Below are 20588 nucleotides of genomic sequence, written 5' to 3'. Positions count from 1 at the left end.
ATGCCGATCTTCAACGACTTCCGGAGCCGGCGAAGCCCGGCCCCTGCGCCGCAACCTGCCCCGGTGCCCGCAGCACCCGCGCCGGCCAACGTCGTGCCCCTGCCTGACCCCGCCCCGGTCGCCCATTCTTCGGCGGGTGAGGCGGCGGACTGGTTCGACCTCAAGCACCGCCTGCACGAGGTCATCCTCGAAGAGGTCAACCTCGCCCTCATCGAGGAAGCCGACGCCAAGGAGCTGCGCCGCGCGATCTCGGCCCTCGTCGTCACCCATCTGAACGACCGCCAGATCCAGATGGGCTCGGACAGCTTCAAACGTCTGGTGGGCGAATTGATCGACGAGGTGATCGGCCTCGGCCCGCTTGAGCCGCTTTTGGCCGACGACACCGTGTCCGACATCCTCGTGAACGGGCACGACCATGTCTTCGTCGAACGCCGCGGCCTTCTCGAACGTGCGCCCACGACGTTTCGCGACGAAAAGCACCTCCTGCGCATCATCGACAAGATCGTGAGCCGCGTGGGCCGCCGGATCGACGAGAGCCAGCCCTGGGTCGATGCGCGCCTGCCGGACGGGTCACGCGTGAACGCGATCATCCGGCCCTGCGCCATCGACGGCCCGTCGCTGTCGATCCGCAAGTTCTCGGCCGACAAGCTCACGATGGACAAGCTGGTGGAGTTCGGCGCGCTCAGCCGCACCGCCGCCGATTTCCTGCGCGCCGCCGTGGGCGCACGGATGAACATCCTGATTTCCGGCGGCACGGGGTCGGGCAAGACGACGATGCTCAACGCCCTCTCCTCCCACATCGACCTGCGCCAGCGGATCGTGACGATCGAGGATGCCGCCGAGCTTCAGCTTCAGCAGGAGCATGTCGTGCGGCTCGAAACCCGGCCCGCCAACGTGGAGGGCGCGGGCGAGGTAAGCCAGCGGCTCCTCGTCAGGAACGCGCTCCGGATGCGCCCCGACCGTATCGTCATCGGCGAGGTGCGCGGGTCCGAGGCGTTCGACATGCTGCAGGCGATGAACACGGGCCATGACGGGTCGATGACCACCATCCACGCCAACACCGCGCGCGACGCGATCAGCCGGCTGGAACAGATGGTGGTGATGATCGGCAACGATTTCCCGCTTTCCGCCGTGCGCCATCAGGTGTCGGCAGGCATCCACCTCGTCCTGCAACTCAACCGCCTGTCGGACGGCTCGCGCCGGGTGACGGGGATTTCCGAGGTCTACGGGATGGAGGGCGACACGATCCTGATGCAGGAGATCTTTGCCTTCCGCCAGTCGGGCCGCGACGCCGACGGCAATGTCATCGGGCGTTTCGGCCCGACCGGCGTGCGCCCGCGCTGCGTCGAGGCGATCGAGGCCGCGGGCTACCCGCTCCCCGTCGGGGTCTTTACCGCTGCGGAGCCGGTGTGATGGCGGGCCTCACAACCCCCGCGCTCCTTGTGGGCCTTGCCGCGCTGGCGCTGATGCTCGTTGGCCTCGCGATCTGGCAGGCGTTGCGCCCCGGCGGGGCCGGGCAGGCGCGGCTCGACCGGATGCGCCGGATGCAGGCGGACCGAAGCGAAGGCGGTGCCGAACGTCTGCGCAAACGGAGCGAAACATCGGGGCTGGAGGCGCTGCCACTTCTGCGCGTCCTGCCCGTCCGGATGCGGCAGGCCGGGATGAGCCTCGCCCCCCGCGTGCTCCTGATGCTCTCGGCCCTTGTGACCTCGGTGCTTTTCGTGGTGATGCAGGGCGTGACCGGACCGCTTCTGGCCTTCGCCGCCGCTGCCGGTGTGGGGGTTCTCCTCCCCGGCGTCGTGATCGGTATGGCCGGGCGAAAACGGGCCGAGGCGCTGACGAAACAACTGCCCGAGGCGCTCGACCTGATGAAACGCGGCCTGTCCGTGGGCCATCCGCTCAACGTCACGATCCAGAATGTCTCGCGCACCTTGCCCGCGCCTATCGCGGACGAGTTCCGCCTGCTCGCCGATCAGGTGGCCTATGGTGACAGCCTCACGGACGCGGTCGACGACATGGCCGCCCGCATCGACATCGAGGATTTCCACTACCTCGCCGCCGCCGTGCAGATCCAGCACGCGACCGGCGGCAACCTCGGCGCGATGCTCGAAACGCTGGCCCGCGTGATCCGGATGCGCTTTGCCATGCGGCGGCGGGTGGCGGCCGTCAGCTCCGAGGGGCGCATCACAGCGTTTATTCTCTCGGCCATGCCCTTCGTCATGTATCTGGGGACCGTGCTGACCGCGCCCGACTATTACGCGTCCGTGCGCGACGATCCGATGTTCTGGCCGCTTTGCTTCACCATCGCGGGGCTGGTGATCGGCAACGGTCTCCTGCTGCGCAAACTCGTGACCTTCCGCGTGTGAGGACCTGATATGCCCGGTGATTTCGCCTCCGACCTGACGATGCTGCTCAACTCCCCGGTGCTCCTGCTGGTGATGATGGGGATGGCGCTGGGCCTCGTCCTGCTCGCGCTCTACACCACCGTCGCGATGCGCGACCCGGCGGCCGAGCGGATGCGCGCCGCCTCGGCCACCTACGGGCGGGCTGCGAAACGGCGCGACCTGCTCAAGACCCCCGACCGGGTGCCGGAGGGGATGCTAAAGGCGCTCTTGCCCGAGGAACGCGCCGAACGCACCCAGATCCGTGACCAGCTGCGCCGCGCGGGCTTCGACGGGCCCAATGTGCTGCGCAACTTCTTCGTGTTGCGCCTGATCCTCGCCACCGCCGCGCCGGTGATCGCGGTGCTGCTCGTCGCGCTCGACCGCACCCTTGGCCTGCCGCTCGTCATCGACAGCTGGGTCGGCGGGCTCGGTTTCATCGCCGCCTCCCGCATCGTTGCGATTTCCACCGCCATCGGCTTCTGGACCCCGACCCTCTGGCTCAAGCGCAAGATCAAACGCCGGCAGGGCGAGATCGAAGCAGGCTTTCCCAACGCGCTCGACCTGCTCCAGATTTCGACCGAGGCGGGCATGGGCTTCGACGCCGCCATGACCCGCGTGGGACAGAGCCTCGACACGGTCAGCCCCGCGATTTCCGAGGAATTCCTGCTCTGTCAGGCCGAGATCCTCGCCAGCCGCGACCGCAAACAGGCGATGGCGGACATGGCCGAACGCATGGGGGTGGAGGAGGTCACGGCCTTCACGCAGGTCGTGGGCCAGTCGATGGATTACGGCACCTCGATCGCCCGCGCGCTCAACGCCTATGCCGCCGAAATGCGCGAGGCGCGGGAGATGAAGGCGATGGAAAAGGCCAACCGCCTGCCGGTGCAGATGTCGGGCGTCATGTCGATCATGATGCTGCCCGCGCTCTTTCTCATCACGCTCGGGCCGACCGTTCTGCGCTATCTCTCGGTCTTCGGGGAATGAGCGCGGCTCAGGCCGTCATGCGGCGGGCGAGCAGGCGCACGGCGAACAGCGGCAGACGCGCCATCGGGTCGATCCGGCAACTGCGCCGCAGCCGGTCGAGCGTTTTCGGACAATCCTCCGCCGACACCGGCGCATTGCGCCCGGCCCAGGTCCAGGGGTCGAACCCAGGGTGGAAGGTGCGACCGTCAAGGATCGGGGTCCACTCGGTATAGATATGCTTGGAATTGTCGAACAGGTGATGCACGCCGCGATGGCGCGCGAAAGCACGCGCCTCCGCCTCGGTGTCGAAGGTGACGACAAGCCCCAGAACCTCGTCCGGGTCGTTATGCGGCGCGACCGAAAGACCGGCGCGCTCCAGCACATCGCGGATAATGGCGAGCCGTTTGCCGACGCGCGACAGCGACCGGCGCAACCGGCGCAGCTGCACGCGCAGGATCGCGCCCTGAATCTCGCTGATCCGGTAATTCCCGCCCACGAACATCGGCCCGCGCGGTTCCGGCGCACCGGCCCCGCGATAGGCCCAGCCCATGTCATGCGCGTTGAAGGCACGGGCGTGGATGTCCGGGTCGCTGGTCAGGACCGCGCCGCCTTCGCCCACCGTCATGTTCTTGTATTGGTTGAAGGAAAACGCTCCGGCCTGGCCGATCGTCCCGCAGGCGCGGCCCTTGTAGCGCACCCCGACCGCCTGACAGGAATCCTCGATCACCACGAGCCCGTGCGCCCCGGCCACGGACATGATCCGGTCCATGTCGCAAGGGCGGTTGAGCATGTGGACCGGGATCACCGCGCGGCTGCGCGGCGTGATCTTGGCGGCAAGGTCATCGGGGTCCATCGCCAGCGTCTCGTCCACTTCCACCAGCACCGGCACGGCGCCGACGAGGAGCGGCGCGGCGACCGTCGCCATCCATGTATAGGCCGGGACGAGCACCTCGTCCCCCGGTCCGATCCCCGCGGCCTGCAAGGCACAGACCAGCGCCGATGTGCCGCTCGTCACAGCAAGCGCATGGGTCGCGCCGGTTTCATCGCACAGCGCGCGCTCGAACCGGGCCACTTCCTGCAACGGCCCGGAATTGCGCAACAAATCGCCCGCAGCGATCACCCGGCCCACGGCCAGCCATTCTCTCAACCCAACGCGCGCCACCTGTTCACGGCTCCCATGTTGCCGGCCTGCACCGATCCGTCGCCCACCCGCAACGGTTCCTGTTCAGACCGCGCGAGACGTGCTTGTGTCAAACCGATATATGTACTTTTGGCCCATAATTTGTTGGCAACAAGGAAATGATGACGCCGGAGTCGCTCGACACCCTGCCGGACGGCACGCAGATCACGGCGGACGTTGTGATCGTTGGCGGCGGGGCCTGTGGCCTGACGCTCGCCCGCACGCTCGGCACCCGTGGGTTCGACGTGGTCGTGCTGGAAAGCGGCGGGGTCGATCCCGACCCGGCGCATGAGGCGCTGAACCGGGTCGAGATCGAAGACGATGACATGGGCGACGCCGCGCGGCTCTATCGCGCCGCTCATCACGGCACCCTTGCGCGCGACTGGGACCCCGAGGCGCAGCCTTACGGCCTGCGCCTGCGCGGGCTCGGCGGCGCGACGCAGGCCTGGGCGGGCAAATCCGCGCCTTTCGATCCGGTCGACTACGCGCCGCGCGATTGGGTGCCGCTCTCGGGCTGGCCGGTGGACGCGGACACGCTCGCGCCTTTCGTCACGCGGGCCGAGGCGCTGCTATGTCTGGGGCCCGCCCACTACGGGCCGGACCTCTGGCCGGTTCTGGGCCGCGACGCCCCGCGCAAAATGCCGGACCCGGCGGCCTTTCGGTCGATGTTCTGGCAATTCGCCCGATCGTCCCGCAACCCGTCCGAGATCATGCGCTTCGGGGCCGATTTCCTCGCCGACCCGCCACCCAACGTGCGGCTTATCGTGAACGCGACGGTCACGAAGCTCGCGCTCGCCCACAACGCCCGCACCGTCGAGCGGGTCGAGGTGGCAAGCCTCACGGGCCGCCGCGCCAGCCTGACCGCCCGCGCCGTCGTCCTCGCCGCCTCCGCGATCGAGAACCCGCGCCTCCTGCTCCAGTCGAACGACGTGGCGCCCGCCGGGGTCGGCAACGACCACGATCAGGTCGGCCGGCACCTGATGGACCATCCGACCGCCCCGGTGGCCCGGTTCGACGCCCGCGCGGCGGGGCAGATGGCGGCCCGGTTCGGCTTTTTCAGCCATCGCGCGGGCGGCATGGCGCATCTCTACCAGCACGGCCTCGCGCTGACCGAGGACCATCAGCGGCGCGAGAAGCTCCTCAACGGCGCGATCTTCATGACCGAGGAACGCGCGCCCGACGATCCCTTTGCGGCGATCTCCCGCCTTCTCAAGGGGCGCAGCAGGTCGGTCTCGGCGGATCTCGTCACTGCGGCCAAAAGCCCGCTGCGCATCGCGCAGGGCTCGGCGGTCAAACTGCTCGACAGCGGACGCCTGCCGCAGGCGATCAGCCGGCCCATCGTCGAAACGGCGATCCGCCTGTTTCCCAACACCGTCGCCACGCAGGTGCGTTATGGCCGCCTGCCGCACAAGTTCACGGGCCTGCGCGTCGAGGCGATCAGCGAACAACCCCCGGACCCGGCCAACCGCGTGACGCTGGGACCGGCCCGCGATGCGCTGGGCATGCCGGTGCCGGTCGTGCGGTGGCAGGCGGGTGAGGCCGCGCGGCGCAACCTCCTCGCCATGGGCGAACTGGTGAGCGCGTCCTTCGCCAAGGCGGGCCTTGAGGCGCCCGAGCCGGTCGATTGGGTGGCCGCGCGCGATCCGGCATCGGCGCGGGTGATCGACATGGGCCACAGCCTCGGCACGACCCGCATGGCCGCGAGCCCCGCGCAGGGCGTTGTGGATGCGGAGTGTCAGGTGTTCGGGGTCGAAGGGCTCTTCGTCGCGGGCGGCTCCGTCCTGCCCACCAGCGGCCACGCGAACCCGACGCTGATGATGCTCGCGCTGGCCCTGCGGTTGGGCGATCACATCGGCGACCGGCTCGCCAGCGGGCGATTGCCTGGTCCGTAGCCTGTCAGCCGAGCGCGCCGCGCAGGGCCGCGAGGTGGCGCTCCAGCAACGCCTGCGCGCGCTCGGGGCTGTCGGCCTCGGTGTAGCACCGGAACTCGGGCGCGTTGCCCGAGGGCCGCAGATGCACGACCTCGCCGCCCGCGAAGGTGACGCGCAGCCCGTCGGTCGTGTCCATCGCGGTCTCGTCGCTGCCCGTGTCGAAGAACGCAGCGCGGCGGGCCGGATCCTCCGTCATCGCCTCGATGAACGCGCCCGAGGCCGCGCTCTCGATCCCCGTCAGCCGGTCCGCCGCCGTGAAGCGGGCGGGCAGGGTGGCGACCAGCTCTGACAGGGACGTGCCCTCCGCCACCGCGCGCGCCAGCGGCGCCACGATGGGAAGGACGCTGTCGCGCGTCATCAGCGGGGGCAGGGGGCCGGCCGGTCCCGCCGCCTCGAAGCCCAGCAGGAACCCGCCGTTCGCCTCGTATCCCACGACCTGCGCCGCCGGATCGGCCGCGCGCACCGCCTCCATTCCCGCGATCACGAAGGGGGAGCCGATGCGGGTGAGGTCCACGCGCCCGAACCCCATCCGGCTCACGGCGGTGTTCGACGAGACCGGCGTCACGATCACCTGCGCCCCCAGCATCTCCGCCGTCAGCGGGCCCAACACATCACCCGGCACGATCCGCCCCGTGTCGTCCGTCACCATCGGGCGGTCGGCATCCCCATCGGTCGATATGAGCGCCGACAACCCGTGTTCGGCGCACCAGCCCGCGAACATCTCGCGCGTGTCGGCGTCCACCGCCTCGGTATCGACCGGAACGAAGCTGTCCGACCGGGCGAGCGGCACCGCCTCGCCCCCCAGAGCGGTCACGAGCCGGGTCAGGATGTCGCGTGCCACCGAGGAATGTTCATAGACCCCGACCCGCAGACCCGCGAGCGCGGCCGGCCCGAAGGCTTTGACATAGCGCGCCGCATACAGGTCCGGCAGGTCGAGCCGGGGCTCCTCGGCGGCGTCGAGCCCCTTGGCCTCGCGCCCGAGCGCCGCCGTGATGCGACCCTCGTCGCCCTTGGTGATCTCGCCCGTGGGAACGTAGAACTTGAGCCCGTTTCGATCCGCCGGAATGTGGCTCCCGGTGACCATGATCGCCGCCGTCTCCCCCGCCATTGCGGCCAGTGCCAGCGCGGGTGTCGGAACTTCGCCCACCGGCACCACGTTCACGCCCTCGCCCTTGGCGGCCCCGGCCACGGCGTCGGCGATGCGCGGAGAACTGTCGCGCAGGTCCCAGCCAAGATGGATCGTGCCGTTATGCGGGCAGGCGGCGAGGAAGGCGCGGGTGTAGTCCGCCACCAGCGCGTCGGTCAGCTCCGTCACCAACCCACGCAAACCGCTCGTTCCGAATTTCGGTGCCATGTCCTGCCTCGCCTCAGTGGATCGCGCCCTTTGTCCGGTGCGACCCCCGCAGGGTCAAGCCGCCTTCTCGCGCACCGCCCGCGCCGCGTCTTGCACGATGGCCGAAATCTCGCGCAACTGGCCCGCCAGCGGGCTCGACTTACGCCAGATCATCCCGACGGTCCGCTTCGGCTGCGGCTCGGGAAACCGGTCGAGCGACACGTCCGTCGCCCGCGTCTCCACCCCCACCGCCATCTCGGGTATCAGTGTCACGCCGATGCCGGAGCCCACCATCTGAACCAGCGTCGACAGGCTGCTCCCGTCCAGCGTCTCGCGCGGCAGCGCCGAGCGCAGGTTGCAAAACGACAGCGCCTGATCGCGGAAACAGTGCCCCTCTTCGAGCAGCAGGAGCCGCATCTCGCGCAGCCCGTCGCTGTCGGGCACCGGGCGGCCCGCATCCGCCGCCGGGCGCACCAGCACGAAATCCTCGTCGAAAAGCGCCACCTCGGTCAGCGTCGGCTCCGACACCGGCAGCGCCACGATGGCCGTATCCAGCCGCCCCTCCTGCAACTCCGTCACCAGCTTGGAAGTCAGCGTTTCGCGCACATGGATGTCGAGCCCCGCATGTTCATGCGAGAGCCGCCCGATGATGGCGGGCAGGAGATAGGGCGCGATGGTCGGGATCACGCCGATCCTGAGCCGCCCGACAAGCTGCCCCTGCGAGGCGCGGGCGAGGTCGGCCAACTCGTCCACCGACCGCAGGATATCGCGCGCCTGCCGCACGAAATCCTCGCCGAACGCCGTGAGCCGCACCTGCCGCGCCCCGCGTTCGACCAGTGGCGTCCCCAGTTCCTCCTCCAGTTCCTTGACCCGCATCGAGATCGCGGGCTGCGAGATCGCACAGGCCTCCGCTGCGCGGCCGAAATGGCCGTGCCGGGCGAGCGCATCGAAGTAGCGCAGCTGTTTCAGGGTGATATTCGTCATAACGGGAAATTATCGCTCCAATCAGAAAACGCAACTTAAACATATGGTCGCACGGTGCTAGAACGATTCTAGGAAAGAGGAGGATGGGCACCGGACCGAGTCGGGTGTCCCTCAGCCGCGCAGGCCGAACGCGCGCAGCACCTCCGCGAAACAAGACGAATGATAGTCAAAGGGAGAGACTCATGGACGGATCCAACGCAGCCAAATGCCCCTTCGTGGGCGGCGCCGCCGTCACGCAGGACGCGATCACCAACCGCCATTGGTGGCCGAACCAGCTCAACTTCAAGATCCTGCACCAGCACGGGAAATCCCCCGACCCGATGGGCGAGGATTTCGATTACGCCGAGGCGTTCAAGTCGCTCGACTACGAGGGCCTGAAAAAAGACCTCACCGCGCTGATGACCGACAGCCAGGACTGGTGGCCCGCCGACTTCGGCCACTACGGCGGCCTGATGGTGCGCATGGCTTGGCACGCTGCGGGCACCTACCGTGTCGGTGACGGCCGTGGTGGCGCGGGCGCCGGTCAGCAACGCTTCGCGCCGCTGAACTCCTGGCCCGACAACGCCAACCTCGACAAGGCCCGCCGCCTGCTCTGGCCGATCAAGCAGAAGTACGGCAACGCGATTTCGTGGTCCGACCTGCTCGTGCTCGCAGGCAACGTCGCGCTGGAGTCGATGGGCTTCAAGACCTTCGGTTTTGCCGGTGGCCGCGCGGATGTGTGGGAGCCGGAAGAGGACGTGAACTGGGGCGCCGAAGACACCTGGCTCGGCACCGACAAGCGGATTTCGGGCGATCGTGACCTCGACAACCCGCTGGCCGCGACGCACATGGGCCTCATCTATGTGAACCCCGAAGGGCCCGAGGGCGAGCCGGACCCGGTCAAGGCCGCGCATGACATCCGCGAAACCTTCGCGCGCATGGCAATGAACGACGAGGAAACGGTCGCGCTGATCGCCGGTGGCCACACCTTCGGCAAGACGCACGGCGCGGGCGACGCGGCCCTCGTGGGCGCCGAGCCCGAGGCGGCGGGCATGGCCGAAATGGGCTTTGGCTGGACCTCGACCCACGGCACCGGCATGGGCCCCGACGCCATCACCGGCGGCCCGGAAGTCACCTGGACCAAGACGCCGACGCAGTGGTCGAACAACTTCTTCGAGAACCTGTTCGAATACGAGTACGAGCTGACCGAAAGCCCGGCGGGCGCGAAGCAGTTCGTGGCCAAGGACGCGCCGGAGATCATCCCGGACCCGTTCGACCCGAACAAGAAACACAAGCCGACCATGCTCGTCACAGACCTGTCGCTGCGCATGGACCCGGCGTATGAGAAGATCTCGCGCCGCTTCTATGAAAACCCGGACCAGTTCGCCGACGCCTTCGCCCGCGCGTGGTTCAAACTTACCCACCGCGACATGGGGCCGAAGTCGCTCTACCTCGGGCCGGAAGTGCCGGACGAAGACCTGCTGTGGCAGGACCCGATCCCGGCGGTCGATCATCCGCTGGTCGACAGCGCCGACATCGACGCGCTCAAGGCCAAGATCCTCGACTCCGGGCTCTCCGTGTCGGACATGGTGAAAACCGCATGGGCCTCGGCCTCGACCTTCCGGGGTTCGGATAAGCGGGGCGGGGCCAACGGTGCCCGCATCCGTCTGGCACCGCAGAAGGACTGGGACGTGAACGAACCGGCCGAGTTGACCCGCGTTCTGGGCGTCTACGAAGGCATCCAGTCCGACTTCAACGCCTCCGCGTCGGGCGGCAAGAAGGTGTCGCTCGCCGACCTCATCGTCCTCGGCGGCTCCGCCGGGATCGAGAAGGCGGCCAAGGATGGCGGCATGGACCTCTCCGTGCCCTTCACGCCGGGCCGCATGGATGCCACGGCGGAGCAGACGGATGTCGAAGGCTTCGAGCCGCTCGAACCGATGACCGACGGGTTCCGCAACTACGAGAAAGCGACCTATGCCGTTCCGGCCGAAGCGCTCATGGTGGACCGGGCCCAGCTCCTCACCCTGAACGCGCCGGAAATGACGGCGCTCGTGGGTGGCCTTCGGGTGCTCGGCGCGAACCACGGCGGGGCGCAGCATGGCGTTCTGACCGACAAGCCGGGCGTTCTGTCCAACGACTACTTCGTGAACCTGCTCGACATGGCGAACAAGTGGTCGGCGCTGGACGAGGGCGAGACGACCTTCGAGGCGAAGGATCGCAAGACGGGCGCGACCCGGTGGACCGGCACGCGCTGCGACCTCGTCTTCGGCTCCAACTCGCAACTCAGGGCGATTGCCGAGGTCTATGGCCAGAACGACTCGAAAGAGAAGTTCGCGGCGGACTTCGTGAAGGCCTGGGTCAAGGTGATGGACGCGGACCGCTTCGACGTGGCCTGATCCTCACCGGACCGACAGCACAGGCGGCGGCCCTCCGGGGCCGCCGTTTTGCGTGGGGCAGGGGCCTTGCACACAGACCCCACCGGGCTAGTCTGCCGCCATGACCAAGCGCATCCTTTTCGTCTGTCTCGGAAACATCTGCCGCTCCCCCACCGCCGAAGGCGTGACGCGCCACATGGCGCAGGCGGCAGGGATGGAGCTTGCCCTCGACAGCGCCGGCACCTCAGGCTGGCATGTGGGCGATCCGCCCTATGATGCGATGCAGGCGGCGGCACGGGCGCGGGACTACGACCTCTCGCGCCAACGCGCGCGGCAATTCGACCGGGCGGATTTCGACACCTTCGACCTTATCCTCGCGATGGACCGCGAAAACCTGCGCGAGGTTGAGGCGATGCGCCCGCCGGGCAACGACACGCCCGCGCGCCTGTTCACGGACTACGCGCCCGACACCGGCATGGACCACGTCCCGGACCCTTACTACACCCGCGATTTCGACGAGACGCTCGACCTCGTGGAAGCCTGCGCCAAGGGTCTGCTTGCGGAAACCTAACCGCAGGCTTTGGCCGCGATGTCCCCGTAATCCTTCCACTTGAGCCAGAAGGCCCAATCGTTGTCGTTCCCGCTCTGCCGGGTTTCCTGGCTCTTGTGCGGGTCTGCGAAAAAGGCCGCGCCCTTGCGCTGTTCATGCGGGGCCAGGATCTGATCGGCCACGCCCTGGATGCAGTTGCACAGCGCGGCCGTTGCGGCAGAGCGGTCTGACTTCATACAGGCGCCTTCGATGATCCCCGCGCCCTGCGCGGGTCCGGCCAAAGGCAGGGTGACGGCGACGGCGGCGCCGAGAAAGATCTGTTTCATGTGTCGATCCCTGACTGTCGAAACGAACATGTCCAATGGGCACGGAATGTAGCACGGTTGCGGACGCCGGAAAACCGGCAGACTGTCACAGGGGCGTCAGGACCGCGCTCTTGGCCAGCGCCTCCACGTCCTCGCGGCGGCACAGCGCGGTGGCATCCGTCATCACGGCGGCGGAGGCGGCGGCGCAACCCTGCACCAGCGCAGCCTCGGGCGCGGCACCCCGCGACAGGGCCAGCGTGAAGGCCCCCACAAAGCTGTCGCCCGCGCCGACCTTTGATTTCACCGGCACGTCGATCGTGTTGCAGTGCCAGCGCCCCGCGCGGGTGGCCAGAACCGAGCCGCCCGGACCAAGCGCGAGCACGACGATCGCCGCCACCCCGTCCGCCACCAGCGACTGCGCGAAAGCCGCCACGTCCGCCTGGCTGTCGAGGCTGCGCCCCGCCAGCTCCGCGCTTTCCGCCCCGTCGAGCCGCAGGACATCATGCCCCGCGCGCCCGGCCGTGAGAAGCGCGCGCAGGGGCGGGCCTGAGGTGTCCAGCACCAGCCGCGCGCCGCGTGCAACCACCGCGGCGGCCAGCTCGGCGGGAAAGTCGTCCGCCACCCCCGGCGGCTGGCTGCCTGACAAAACGACCAGCCCGTCCGCGGGCGCGGCCTCGGCAATGGCCGCCAGAACCTCCCGCGCGATCTCGTCGCTCCAGAGCGGGCCGGGCATGACGAAGCGGTATTGTTTGCCGTCCGAGGCGTCCGTCACCGCCAGCGACTGCCGCGTGTCGCCGGGAATGTCGAAGACGAGCGGGACGAGAGGTTCCTGTTCCAGCAGGTCACGAAACTGCGCCCCGGTATGCCCCGCCAGCGTGACGAAGGCGGTCGCCCGGCCGCCCAGCTCGCCGATGGCCCGCGCCACGTTCACCCCGCCGCCGCCGGTGTCCAGCGAGGGCACGGCGCAGCGCAACTTGTCGCCCGCGCGCAGGTGATCGACCGAGGTTGAGACGTCGAGCGCCGGGTTCAGCGTGACGGTGAGAATGCCTGTCATGGCCCGACGCTACCCGCCGTCCGCAAGGGTGTCACCAAGGTTTCGCGCAATCGTCACGGGCGCGTTTCAAACCTGTCCATCCTGTCGCCATCGGACATGCAACAGGAGACATCCCATGACCCGCACGATTCCGCTGGCCCTTACGGCCACGCTTCTCGCCACCGCCGCCGTCGCGGCCCCCGTGGAGCTGGGCCCGCGCCCCTTCTACCTCATCGACCGGATGGAAGACGGCGCGCTCAAGGACAAGCTCATGGCCTGTCAGGACATGGACATGACGGCACAGAAATTCTCGATCGGCCACCGTGGCGCGCCGCTCATGTTTCCCGAACACACCGTCGAATCGAACCGCGCCGCCGCGCGGATGGGCGCGGGTATCCTCGAATGCGACGTGACCTTCACGGCCGACAAGGAGTTGGTCTGCCGCCACGCCCAGAACGACCTGCACACGACGACCGACATCCTCGCCTCCGACCTTGCCGGGACCTGCACCACGCCCTTCGCGGGCGCTTCGGGCGACACGCCGGCCACCGCCGAATGCCGCACCTCGGACGTGACGCTGGCCGAGTTCCGCACGCTGACCGGCAAGATGGACGCGGCCAACGCGATGGGCGAAACGGTCGAGGCCTATATGGACGGCACCGCCGGTTGGCGCACCGATCTCTATTCGGCGATGGGCGGCACGCTGATGACCCACGCCGAGTCGATCGCGCTGTTCGACGAGCTTGGCGCCGACTTCACTCCCGAGCTGAAATCGCCCGCGGTCGAGATGCCGTTCGACGGGTTCAGCCAGGCCGACTATGCCCAGAAGATGATCGACGAATACAAGGACGCAGGCATCGCGCCGAACCGCGTCTGGCCGCAGTCCTTCAACCTCGAAGACGTGCTTTATTGGGTCGAAAACGAGCCCGAGTTCGGTCAGCAGGCCGTGTTCCTCGTCGAATGGTCCGAAGGCTTTGACGAGCAGAACGCCGAGACGTGGAACGAGGACTTTGCCGCCCTCGTCGATCAGGGCGTCAACTACCTCGCCCCGTCGATCAACATGCTGGTCACCGTGAAAGACGGCGAAATCGCCGCGTCGGATTACGCGAAGGCTGCGAAAGAGGCGGGCCTCAACCTCATCACCTGGACACTGGAACGCTCCGGCCCGCTCACCACGGGCGGCGGCTGGTATTACCAATCGGTGTCGCAGGAGATCGACAACGACGCCGATTACTTCACCGTGCTCGACGTGCTGGCGCAGGACGTGGGCGTGGAAGGCGTGTTCTCGGACTGGCCCGCGACCGTCACCTATTACGCCAACTGCATGGGTCAGGGCATGTAAGAGGTTTCGTCGCGGGCTTGCGCCCGCGCCGACCCGTGCGAGGGGGCTCTGCCCCCTCGCGCTCCCCCGAGGTATTTCGGGACCAGAGAAGAGGCGCGGCTCAGGTCGCGCTTTGGTCGTTCTGCGTGAAGATGCGGCCCCAGCGGATGCGGGACCAGAGCCGTTCGTGGACGGCATAGCAGATGAAACCCACCAGCGCGGATGACAGGGCAAGCGCCCCGCCGGCGGTGAGCGAGCCGGTGGCGGCATAGCCGAGCGCGGTGGTGGTGACGAGACCGAGGAGTTGCCATGTAAGCGCTTTGGCCAGCGTGCGACGCGCGGTGTCCATTCCGGATCTCCTTCTTTTATCGTTGGGTGAGAACGGCTTACCGGCTGGACGCCGTGGTGCGAAGTCTGTTACTTGTAAACGAAAGCCATCGTCTGTTCAGGAAAGACAACAACGCACATGAAAGTGGACAAGCGCGACCGCGCCACCCTGTTCCGTGAACGGCTGATCTCGGCCATGACCGTCGCCGGGGCGTCACGCGCCGGAATCGCGCGGTCCACCGGCGTCAATCGCTCGACCATTTCGCAGGTTCTGGACGCGGGCGCCGCGCGGCTCCCCTCGGCGCAGCTTACCGCCGATCTGGCGCAGGAGCTGGGGGTGTCGACCGACTGGCTCCTCGGACTCACCGACCGACCCGAGCGCCCGGGCGATGCGATCGAGGCGGCCGTGCAGATGACCGAGGCTGACCGGACGTCTGCCGACGAACAGCTCCTCGACTGGTATCGCGAGGCGGCGGGATACAAGGTTCGCCATGTGCCCGCGACCTTGCCCGACATGCTCAAGACCGAGCCGATGATGCGCTGGGAATACGAAGGGTTCCTCGCCAAGACAACGGATCAGGCGATCTCGGCCATGCGAGAGCGGCTCGACGTGTTGCGCACCCGGTCCTCGGACCATGAGATCGCGCTGCCCGTGCAGGAATTCACCGCCTTCGCGGCGGGAGAGGGGTATTATCGCGGCGTGCCGCGCAAAGTGCGCCAGGAGCAGCTCGACCATTTCGCTGCGCTGCACCATGAGTTCTATCCGAGCCTGCGGGTGTTCCTTTACGACAGCCGCCGGGTGTTCTCGGCACCGATCACGATTTACGGGCCGCTCGTTGGGGTGATCTATGTCGGGCGGATTTACCTCGCCTTCCGCGAAAGCTCCCGCCTGCGGTCCCTCGTCGAACATTTCGACTGGCTCGTGCGCGAGGCCGAGGTCGACGCCCGCGATTTCGGAGACTACGTCGCCGGGCTCACGGTCACCTGACCCGGATCAGCCGGTAATCGCGTTGCCGCACGAGCGGGTAACTCACGAAACCGCGTCATTCATCCTCGTCCTCACCCGACTTCTCGCCGGGGAAGGCGGCCCCGAGCGCCACGCCGACGCCGGCCCCGATGGCGATGCCCGCGCCGATGTTGTCCATCGCCGTACCGAGGGCCACGCCCAATCCGATGCCAAGGGCGACCGCGGCCCCCATGTTCACGTCGTTCACTCCGCGCGGCTGCTGCGCACACCGGCGGCGACGGCCCCGACAGCGGCACCCAGCGCCACGCCCCAGGCCGCACCTTCCGCCGGCACACCGTTTGCGGCGCCGAACGCGGCGCCAATGGCGATCCCGAGGGCAACGGACACACCCATGTTCAGTTTCATCTGAGCCTCCTTACGCGTCGATTCACCCCCAACGCTAACACCGCGACCCCTGCAAAACAAAACCCGCCGGCGCGATTTTGCCCACTTCCACGCCCATCGGAAGCCTGATATCTGCACGCCCTATGACTGACCTCGCTCACATCCGCAATTTCTCCATCGTCGCTCATATCGACCACGGGAAATCCACGCTCGCCGACCGCCTGATCCAGGCCACGAACACCGTGCCGGATCGCGACATGAAGGAGCAGCTCCTCGACGCGATGGATATCGAGCGCGAGCGGGGCATCACGATCAAGGCCAACACGGTGCGCATCGAATACACCGCGCTCAATGGCGAGGATTACATCCTCAACCTGATCGACACGCCCGGCCACGTCGACTTCGCCTATGAGGTGTCGCGGTCGATGCGCGCGGTCGAAGGCTCGCTCCTCATCGTCGATTCCACCCAAGGGGTGGAGGCGCAGACCCTCGCCAATGTCTATCAGGCCATCGACGCGGACCATGAGATCGTGCCGGTCTTCAACAAGATCGACCTGCCCGCCTCTGACATCTCCCGCGTGGCCGAACAGGTCGAGGATGTGATCGGCATCGATGCGTCCGGCGCCATTGCGGTGTCGGCCAAGACCGGCGTGGGCATCCGCGAGGTGCTGGAGGCCATCGTTCACCGCCTTCCGGCCCCGGTGGGCAGTGGTGACGCGCCGCTCAAGGCGATGCTGGTCGACTCGTGGTACGACCCCTACCTCGGCGTCGTCGTTCTTGTGCGCGTCATGGACGGCAAGATGAAGAAGAACGACCGCGTCACCTTCATGCAGAACGGCACGGTCCACCAGATCGACCGCATCGGCGTCTTCCGCCCCAAGATGCAGGACGTGACCGAGCTTGGACCGGGCGAGATCGGCTTTATCACCGCCTCGATCAAGCAGGTGCGCGATACCAAGGTGGGCGACACGATCACGCATGAGAAGAAGGGCTGCGAAACCCCGCTCCCCGGCTTCAACCCGTCCATCCCCGTTGTGTTCTGCGGCCTGTTCCCGGTCGATAGCGCCGAGTTCGAGGATCTGCGCGACGCCATCGAAAAGCTCGCGCTCAATGACGCCTCGTTCAGCTATGAGATGGAGACCTCGGCCGCGCTGGGCTTCGGCTTCCGCTGTGGTTTTCTGGGCCTCCTCCATCTTGAGGTCGTCCGCGACCGGCTGGAACGCGAATACGATATCGAACTCATCACCACCGCGCCCAGCGTGGTCTACAACGTCTATCTCAAGGACGGGACGATGCAGGAACTGCACAACCCGGCCGACATGCCCGACATGACCATCGTGGACCATGTCGAGGAACCGCGCATCAAGGCGACGATCATGGTGCCCGACGAGTTCCTGGGCGACGTGCTCAAACTCTGCCAGGACCGCCGCGGCATCCAGCTCGACCTCACCTATGCCGGGTCACGCGCGATGGTGGTCTATGACCTGCCGCTGAACGAGGTGGTCTTTGATTTCTACGATAGGCTGAAATCGGCAACGAAAGGTTACGCGAGCTTCGACTATTCGATCGAGGGCTACCGCGCCGACAACCTCGTCAAGATGCAGATCCTCGTGAACGACGAACCCGTCGACGCGCTGTCGATGATGGTCCACCGCGACCGCGCCGAACAACGCGGCCGGGCGATGTGCGAGAAACTGAAAGACCTCATCCCCCGCCACATGTTCAAGATCCCGATCCAGGCGGCCATCGGCGGCAAGGTCATCGCCCGAGAAACGCTCTCGGCACTCCGCAAGGACGTGACCGCCAAGTGCTACGGCGGCGACGCCACCCGGAAGAAGAAGCTTCTGGAGAAGCAAAAGGCCGGCAAGAAGAAGATGCGTCAGTTCGGGAAGGTCGAGATTCCGCAGGAGGCGTTTATTTCGGCGTTGAAAATGGACTCGTAGATACGGCACAACTTTGGAAAGCACGGACCCTACTTAGGAATGAATATCCCAAGTACTGTTGAAGAATTTGATAAGACAGTATCCAAGCTAGAGCGGCAATGTGGTTTTGCTATTCGTTCGCTCGCTTTCTTGACTGATCTATCTGACAACGATCTCCGTTGGGATAAATACAGAGACAGTTACTCTGGTCACGTATTGGAACTGGCAAGAATTTCTATCGAGCAATCCCTAATGCTTTTCTGTAATCGTGTTTGGGATCATCGCCGGGACGTACGGTCCATACATATGGCGATGAGGATTTCTGAATCTATTATGGAGGAATTGATCTCTCGGCAGGAAACCGGTCAGCCCGACCACGATAAAGTTCTGAGAAAGAATTCTCAGTTGAATCTTGCTGAAATCAAGAAGAAAGTGAAAGTCTTAGGTGATAGTGACACTCGAAAAGTCCTGAGAGTAATACGGTCCGAGAATTTGGCTCATTCAATTGATGATAGCAAAGATCGGCAGAATCTTTATTCGTCCAGGAGCGAGTATGAAGGTCATGGCGTTACAGGCAATGATTTGTTCCATTTCGCTGAGGTGAGCTTAGAAATAATAAACCTGTTAGTGCGTATTCGCGACGGCAGCGATATGTTACTCAGAGAAAGATTAAATACGGCCCGAAACCAAACGCAGGAATTCTGGAACTGCATGCCGATCCTGCGTAACGTAGAATCTTTCAAATGAAATGCATACAACCTCGAGGCAGCAACTGAAGCCCGCCCTACGCCAACGCACCACCATGCCATTCCGTCACACCATCATGTCCATCCCCGGCACGAAACGCGGGTCGCGATGCACCGACGAATACGGCCAATCCCCGGGCCGCGCGACAAATCCATGCTTCACCGGGGGGCTCCGACCGTTCGTCACTGAAATCGGTCCACTGGACCGGTTTCCGGGCGCTCCTCACTCCAACAATACCTGAGATGCGCCGTGACATCGGCCGTGTCCCGGATGCGGGGCTCCGGGATGCCGGTCCTCTCGCAACCGCCGCCGACGGCCTGCACACGCGCGCAGGGGACTGACCGGGCGGCTGTACATACAATCGTATGCACAGGAGTCATACGCGGTGTGTACGCGCTGTGCAGACGCTGATCCGGGGAACCGGGCGGGCCTGCGGGCCGTTCTCAGGGCAAAGGAGAGACGCCCATGACCGAGACCGCCCTGACCCTCGACGACGCCGAAAAGACCGCCGACCTCGCCCGTGTGGAGCGTGTCGCGCGCCTGCTCGACACCCGCTACGGCCTCCCCGGTACGCGTCTGCGCTTCGGTCTGGACTCGCTCATCGGTCTCATTCCGGGCGTGGGCGACACGGCCATGATGCTGCCGTCGCTGTGGATGATCGCGGTCGGCTGGAAACACGGCGTGCCCGCCGGAACCCTTGTTCGTATGGGCGGAAACGCCGCCATCGACTATGTCATCGGGTCCATCCCGCTCGCCGGCGACCTGTTCGACCTGGTGTTCAAATCGCACCGCCGCAACGCCGCGCTTCTGCGTGAGGCCCTGGGCGGCGCGCCCTGAGCCAGCCGGAACCGGGCGGCCGCGCCCCGCGTTTCCCCCGAAAGGAGATATACGATGAAACATGGTTGGAGACTTCTTCTCATCCCCCTCTGGGCGCTCTGCGCCGCCGGTGTCGTGGTCATCGCGGGCCTCGCGGTCGGCTTCATGACCTGGGTCACCTTCGCCGTCGCCGCCGTCATAGGCCTCGCCATCGGCATCCCCGCCGGCCTCTGGAACACCCATAAAATAAAGCGCGAAGACCCCGATTGGGATCATCGCCGGGAAATCCCGGCCTGAGGCGAAAAACCGCGACGGAAAACGTCTGGGCTGGCGTATGCTATGGAGACAACACTCCGGAGCGACGCCATGCCCAACGGTTACACCCGCCTTCAGATCGCCCTTCACTGGGTCATTTTCCTGCTTATCGCCGCGCAGTTCCTGTTCCATGACGGGATTCAGGCGGCATGGCGTGCCGTGATCCGCGGCACGGATGCGACCTTCAGCGTGATGGCCGCGCAGCATATCTTCACGGGCCTGCTGGTGCTGGCGTTGGTGGTCCTGCGGCTCGCCATCAAGCTGCGGCGCGGTGCGCCCGCGATGCCGGCGGAGGAGCCCGAGATCCTAAAGCTGACAGCGCGCGTCACCCATTGGCTGCTCTACGGCTTCATGATCCTCGTGCCGGTCTCCGGCGCGGCCGCGTGGTTCGCGGTGAACGAGAACGCGGCGCAGGGGCATGAGCTGTTCAAGTCCATCCTGCTCCTGCTGATCGCGCTGCATTTTCTGGGTGCCCTGTTTCAGCGCTTCGTGCTGAAATCAGACGTGATGACCCGGATGATGCGCCCGAACGCCTGATGCGACTCGTCCTTATGCTTCATTCGATGATCGGCACCACGCTTGCCGGCGTGGGCGTGGTTATCGCGCTCGTCTCGGGCGTTTCCGGGCTCTGGCCGCTGGTCGGGGCCGCGGCGGCGGGGTGGCTGGTCGGCTGGCCGCTCGCCATCGTCATCGCAGGACGCATTCGGTGATCTGAATGACGTAGATCAAGGACGGCGCGGTCCCGCCGGCGCAGTGTCGCCCCGAAACGCGT

At 66.4% G+C, this 20588-nt stretch carries 22 protein-coding genes; 14 read left to right on the top strand and 8 right to left on the bottom strand.

The features are described from left to right. Genes B2585_RS11020 through B2585_RS11010 form a run of 3 tightly spaced genes read left to right on the top strand, consistent with a single transcriptional unit; the run spans window position 1 to window position 3368 of the window. Window positions 1-1413 carry a CpaF family protein gene (locus tag B2585_RS11020; RefSeq protein ID WP_292022995.1) on the top strand — a complete coding sequence of 471 codons (1413 nt, stop codon included), beginning with the start codon at window positions 1-3 and terminating at the stop codon, window positions 1411-1413. Further along, complete coding sequence (locus tag B2585_RS11015) at window positions 1413-2366, top strand: type II secretion system F family protein (RefSeq protein WP_292022993.1); 954 nt, start codon at window positions 1413-1415, stop codon at window positions 2364-2366. Before B2585_RS11020 ends, B2585_RS11015 begins: the two co-directional genes overlap by 1 nt. Before the next feature lie 9 nt (window positions 2367-2375). Continuing rightward, window positions 2376-3368: a type II secretion system F family protein gene (locus tag B2585_RS11010; protein WP_292022991.1), complete on the top strand. Its 993-nt coding sequence runs from the start codon at window positions 2376-2378 to the stop codon at window positions 3366-3368. Between the two features lie 7 nt (window positions 3369-3375). Here B2585_RS11010 and B2585_RS11005 read toward each other — a convergent pair whose 3' ends face one another. Further along, window positions 3376-4509, bottom strand: coding sequence for a DegT/DnrJ/EryC1/StrS family aminotransferase (locus tag B2585_RS11005; RefSeq protein ID WP_292022988.1), 1134 nt, complete (start codon window positions 4507-4509; stop codon window positions 3376-3378). A gap of 137 nt (window positions 4510-4646) precedes the next feature. Between B2585_RS11005 and B2585_RS11000 the strand changes: the two genes are divergently transcribed. After that, complete coding sequence (locus B2585_RS11000; RefSeq protein WP_292022986.1) at window positions 4647-6419, top strand: GMC oxidoreductase; 1773 nt, start codon at window positions 4647-4649, stop codon at window positions 6417-6419. Window positions 6420-6423: 4 nt separating this feature from the next. Here B2585_RS11000 and B2585_RS10995 read toward each other — a convergent pair whose 3' ends face one another. Next, window positions 6424-7812 carry a phosphomannomutase gene (locus tag B2585_RS10995; RefSeq protein ID WP_292022984.1) on the bottom strand — a complete coding sequence of 463 codons (1389 nt, stop codon included), beginning with the start codon at window positions 7810-7812 and terminating at the stop codon, window positions 6424-6426. A gap of 54 nt (window positions 7813-7866) precedes the next feature. Next, window positions 7867-8775 (bottom strand): hydrogen peroxide-inducible genes activator, encoded by a 909-nt coding sequence (locus B2585_RS10990; protein WP_292022981.1) that lies wholly within the window; start codon window positions 8773-8775, stop codon window positions 7867-7869. A gap of 182 nt (window positions 8776-8957) precedes the next feature. Here B2585_RS10990 and katG point away from each other — a divergent pair, with 182 nt between their 5' ends. Together katG and B2585_RS10980 are read left to right on the top strand one after the other, a co-directional pair. Continuing rightward, the gene (gene katG / locus B2585_RS10985; protein ID WP_292022979.1) at window positions 8958-11150 is read left to right on the top strand and encodes a catalase/peroxidase HPI; all 2193 of its coding nucleotides are present in this window, start codon (window positions 8958-8960) and stop codon (window positions 11148-11150) included. A gap of 100 nt (window positions 11151-11250) precedes the next feature. Continuing rightward, window positions 11251-11700 carry a low molecular weight protein-tyrosine-phosphatase gene (locus tag B2585_RS10980; protein ID WP_292022976.1) on the top strand — a complete coding sequence of 150 codons (450 nt, stop codon included), beginning with the start codon at window positions 11251-11253 and terminating at the stop codon, window positions 11698-11700. On the opposite strand, the gene B2585_RS10975 is transcribed toward B2585_RS10980, so the two are convergent. Both B2585_RS10975 and B2585_RS10970 read right to left on the bottom strand, forming a co-directional pair. Next, window positions 11697-12005 (bottom strand): hypothetical protein, encoded by a 309-nt coding sequence (locus tag B2585_RS10975; protein WP_292022974.1) that lies wholly within the window; start codon window positions 12003-12005, stop codon window positions 11697-11699. The genes B2585_RS10980 and B2585_RS10975 overlap by 4 nt on opposite strands. A gap of 85 nt (window positions 12006-12090) precedes the next feature. Continuing rightward, window positions 12091-13038, bottom strand: coding sequence for a 1-phosphofructokinase family hexose kinase (locus tag B2585_RS10970; RefSeq protein ID WP_292022973.1), 948 nt, complete (start codon window positions 13036-13038; stop codon window positions 12091-12093). 115 nt (window positions 13039-13153) lie between these two features. Here B2585_RS10970 and B2585_RS10965 point away from each other — a divergent pair, with 115 nt between their 5' ends. Continuing rightward, window positions 13154-14359 (top strand): glycerophosphodiester phosphodiesterase family protein, encoded by a 1206-nt coding sequence (locus tag B2585_RS10965; RefSeq protein ID WP_292022972.1) that lies wholly within the window; start codon window positions 13154-13156, stop codon window positions 14357-14359. A 100-nt stretch (window positions 14360-14459) separates the two neighbouring features. Here B2585_RS10965 and B2585_RS10960 read toward each other — a convergent pair whose 3' ends face one another. After that, entirely contained in the window at window positions 14460-14687 is a 228-nt protein-coding gene (locus tag B2585_RS10960) for a DUF2061 domain-containing protein (protein WP_292022971.1), read from the bottom strand. 117 nt (window positions 14688-14804) lie between these two features. Between B2585_RS10960 and B2585_RS10955 the strand changes: the two genes are divergently transcribed. Then, on the top strand, window positions 14805-15653 hold the full coding sequence (locus B2585_RS10955) for a helix-turn-helix domain-containing protein (RefSeq protein ID WP_292022970.1): 849 nt from the start codon (window positions 14805-14807) through the stop codon (window positions 15651-15653). 55 nt (window positions 15654-15708) lie between these two features. On the opposite strand, the gene B2585_RS10950 is transcribed toward B2585_RS10955, so the two are convergent. Together B2585_RS10950 and B2585_RS10945 are read right to left on the bottom strand one after the other, a co-directional pair. Further along, complete coding sequence (locus tag B2585_RS10950) at window positions 15709-15879, bottom strand: hypothetical protein (RefSeq protein WP_292022969.1); 171 nt, start codon at window positions 15877-15879, stop codon at window positions 15709-15711. After that, window positions 15876-16037: a hypothetical protein gene (locus B2585_RS10945; RefSeq protein ID WP_292022968.1), complete on the bottom strand. Its 162-nt coding sequence runs from the start codon at window positions 16035-16037 to the stop codon at window positions 15876-15878. Before B2585_RS10945 ends, B2585_RS10950 begins: the two co-directional genes overlap by 4 nt. Before the next feature lie 122 nt (window positions 16038-16159). On the opposite strand from B2585_RS10945, the gene lepA reads away from it, so the two are divergent. The 6 genes from lepA to B2585_RS10915 all read left to right on the top strand — a co-directional run bounded on the left by lepA (window position 16160) and on the right by B2585_RS10915 (window position 20526). Next, on the top strand, window positions 16160-17959 hold the full coding sequence (gene lepA / locus B2585_RS10940) for a translation elongation factor 4 (RefSeq protein ID WP_292022967.1): 1800 nt from the start codon (window positions 16160-16162) through the stop codon (window positions 17957-17959). A 39-nt stretch (window positions 17960-17998) separates the two neighbouring features. Next, window positions 17999-18685: a hypothetical protein gene (locus B2585_RS10935; protein ID WP_292022966.1), complete on the top strand. Its 687-nt coding sequence runs from the start codon at window positions 17999-18001 to the stop codon at window positions 18683-18685. Between the two features lie 465 nt (window positions 18686-19150). Beyond that, window positions 19151-19522: a DUF4112 domain-containing protein gene (locus B2585_RS10930; RefSeq protein WP_292022965.1), complete on the top strand. Its 372-nt coding sequence runs from the start codon at window positions 19151-19153 to the stop codon at window positions 19520-19522. Between the two features lie 54 nt (window positions 19523-19576). Then, window positions 19577-19798 carry a hypothetical protein gene (locus tag B2585_RS10925; RefSeq protein WP_292022964.1) on the top strand — a complete coding sequence of 74 codons (222 nt, stop codon included), beginning with the start codon at window positions 19577-19579 and terminating at the stop codon, window positions 19796-19798. 69 nt (window positions 19799-19867) lie between these two features. Beyond that, a complete protein-coding gene (locus B2585_RS10920) occupies window positions 19868-20353 on the top strand; it encodes a cytochrome b (protein ID WP_292022963.1) in 486 nt (161 codons plus the stop codon). After that, window positions 20353-20526 carry a CTP synthetase gene (locus B2585_RS10915; RefSeq protein WP_292022962.1) on the top strand — a complete coding sequence of 58 codons (174 nt, stop codon included), beginning with the start codon at window positions 20353-20355 and terminating at the stop codon, window positions 20524-20526. The genes B2585_RS10920 and B2585_RS10915 overlap by 1 nt, the downstream gene beginning before the upstream one ends. Window positions 20527-20588: the final 62 nt, after the last annotated feature.

It is taken from the genome of Maritimibacter sp. UBA3975 (assembly GCF_002384975.1).
GTDB lineage: Bacteria > Pseudomonadota > Alphaproteobacteria > Rhodobacterales > Rhodobacteraceae > Maritimibacter.
The sequence above is the reverse complement of the archived record's forward strand: the minus strand, read 5'-3'. Positions and strand labels throughout refer to the sequence as shown.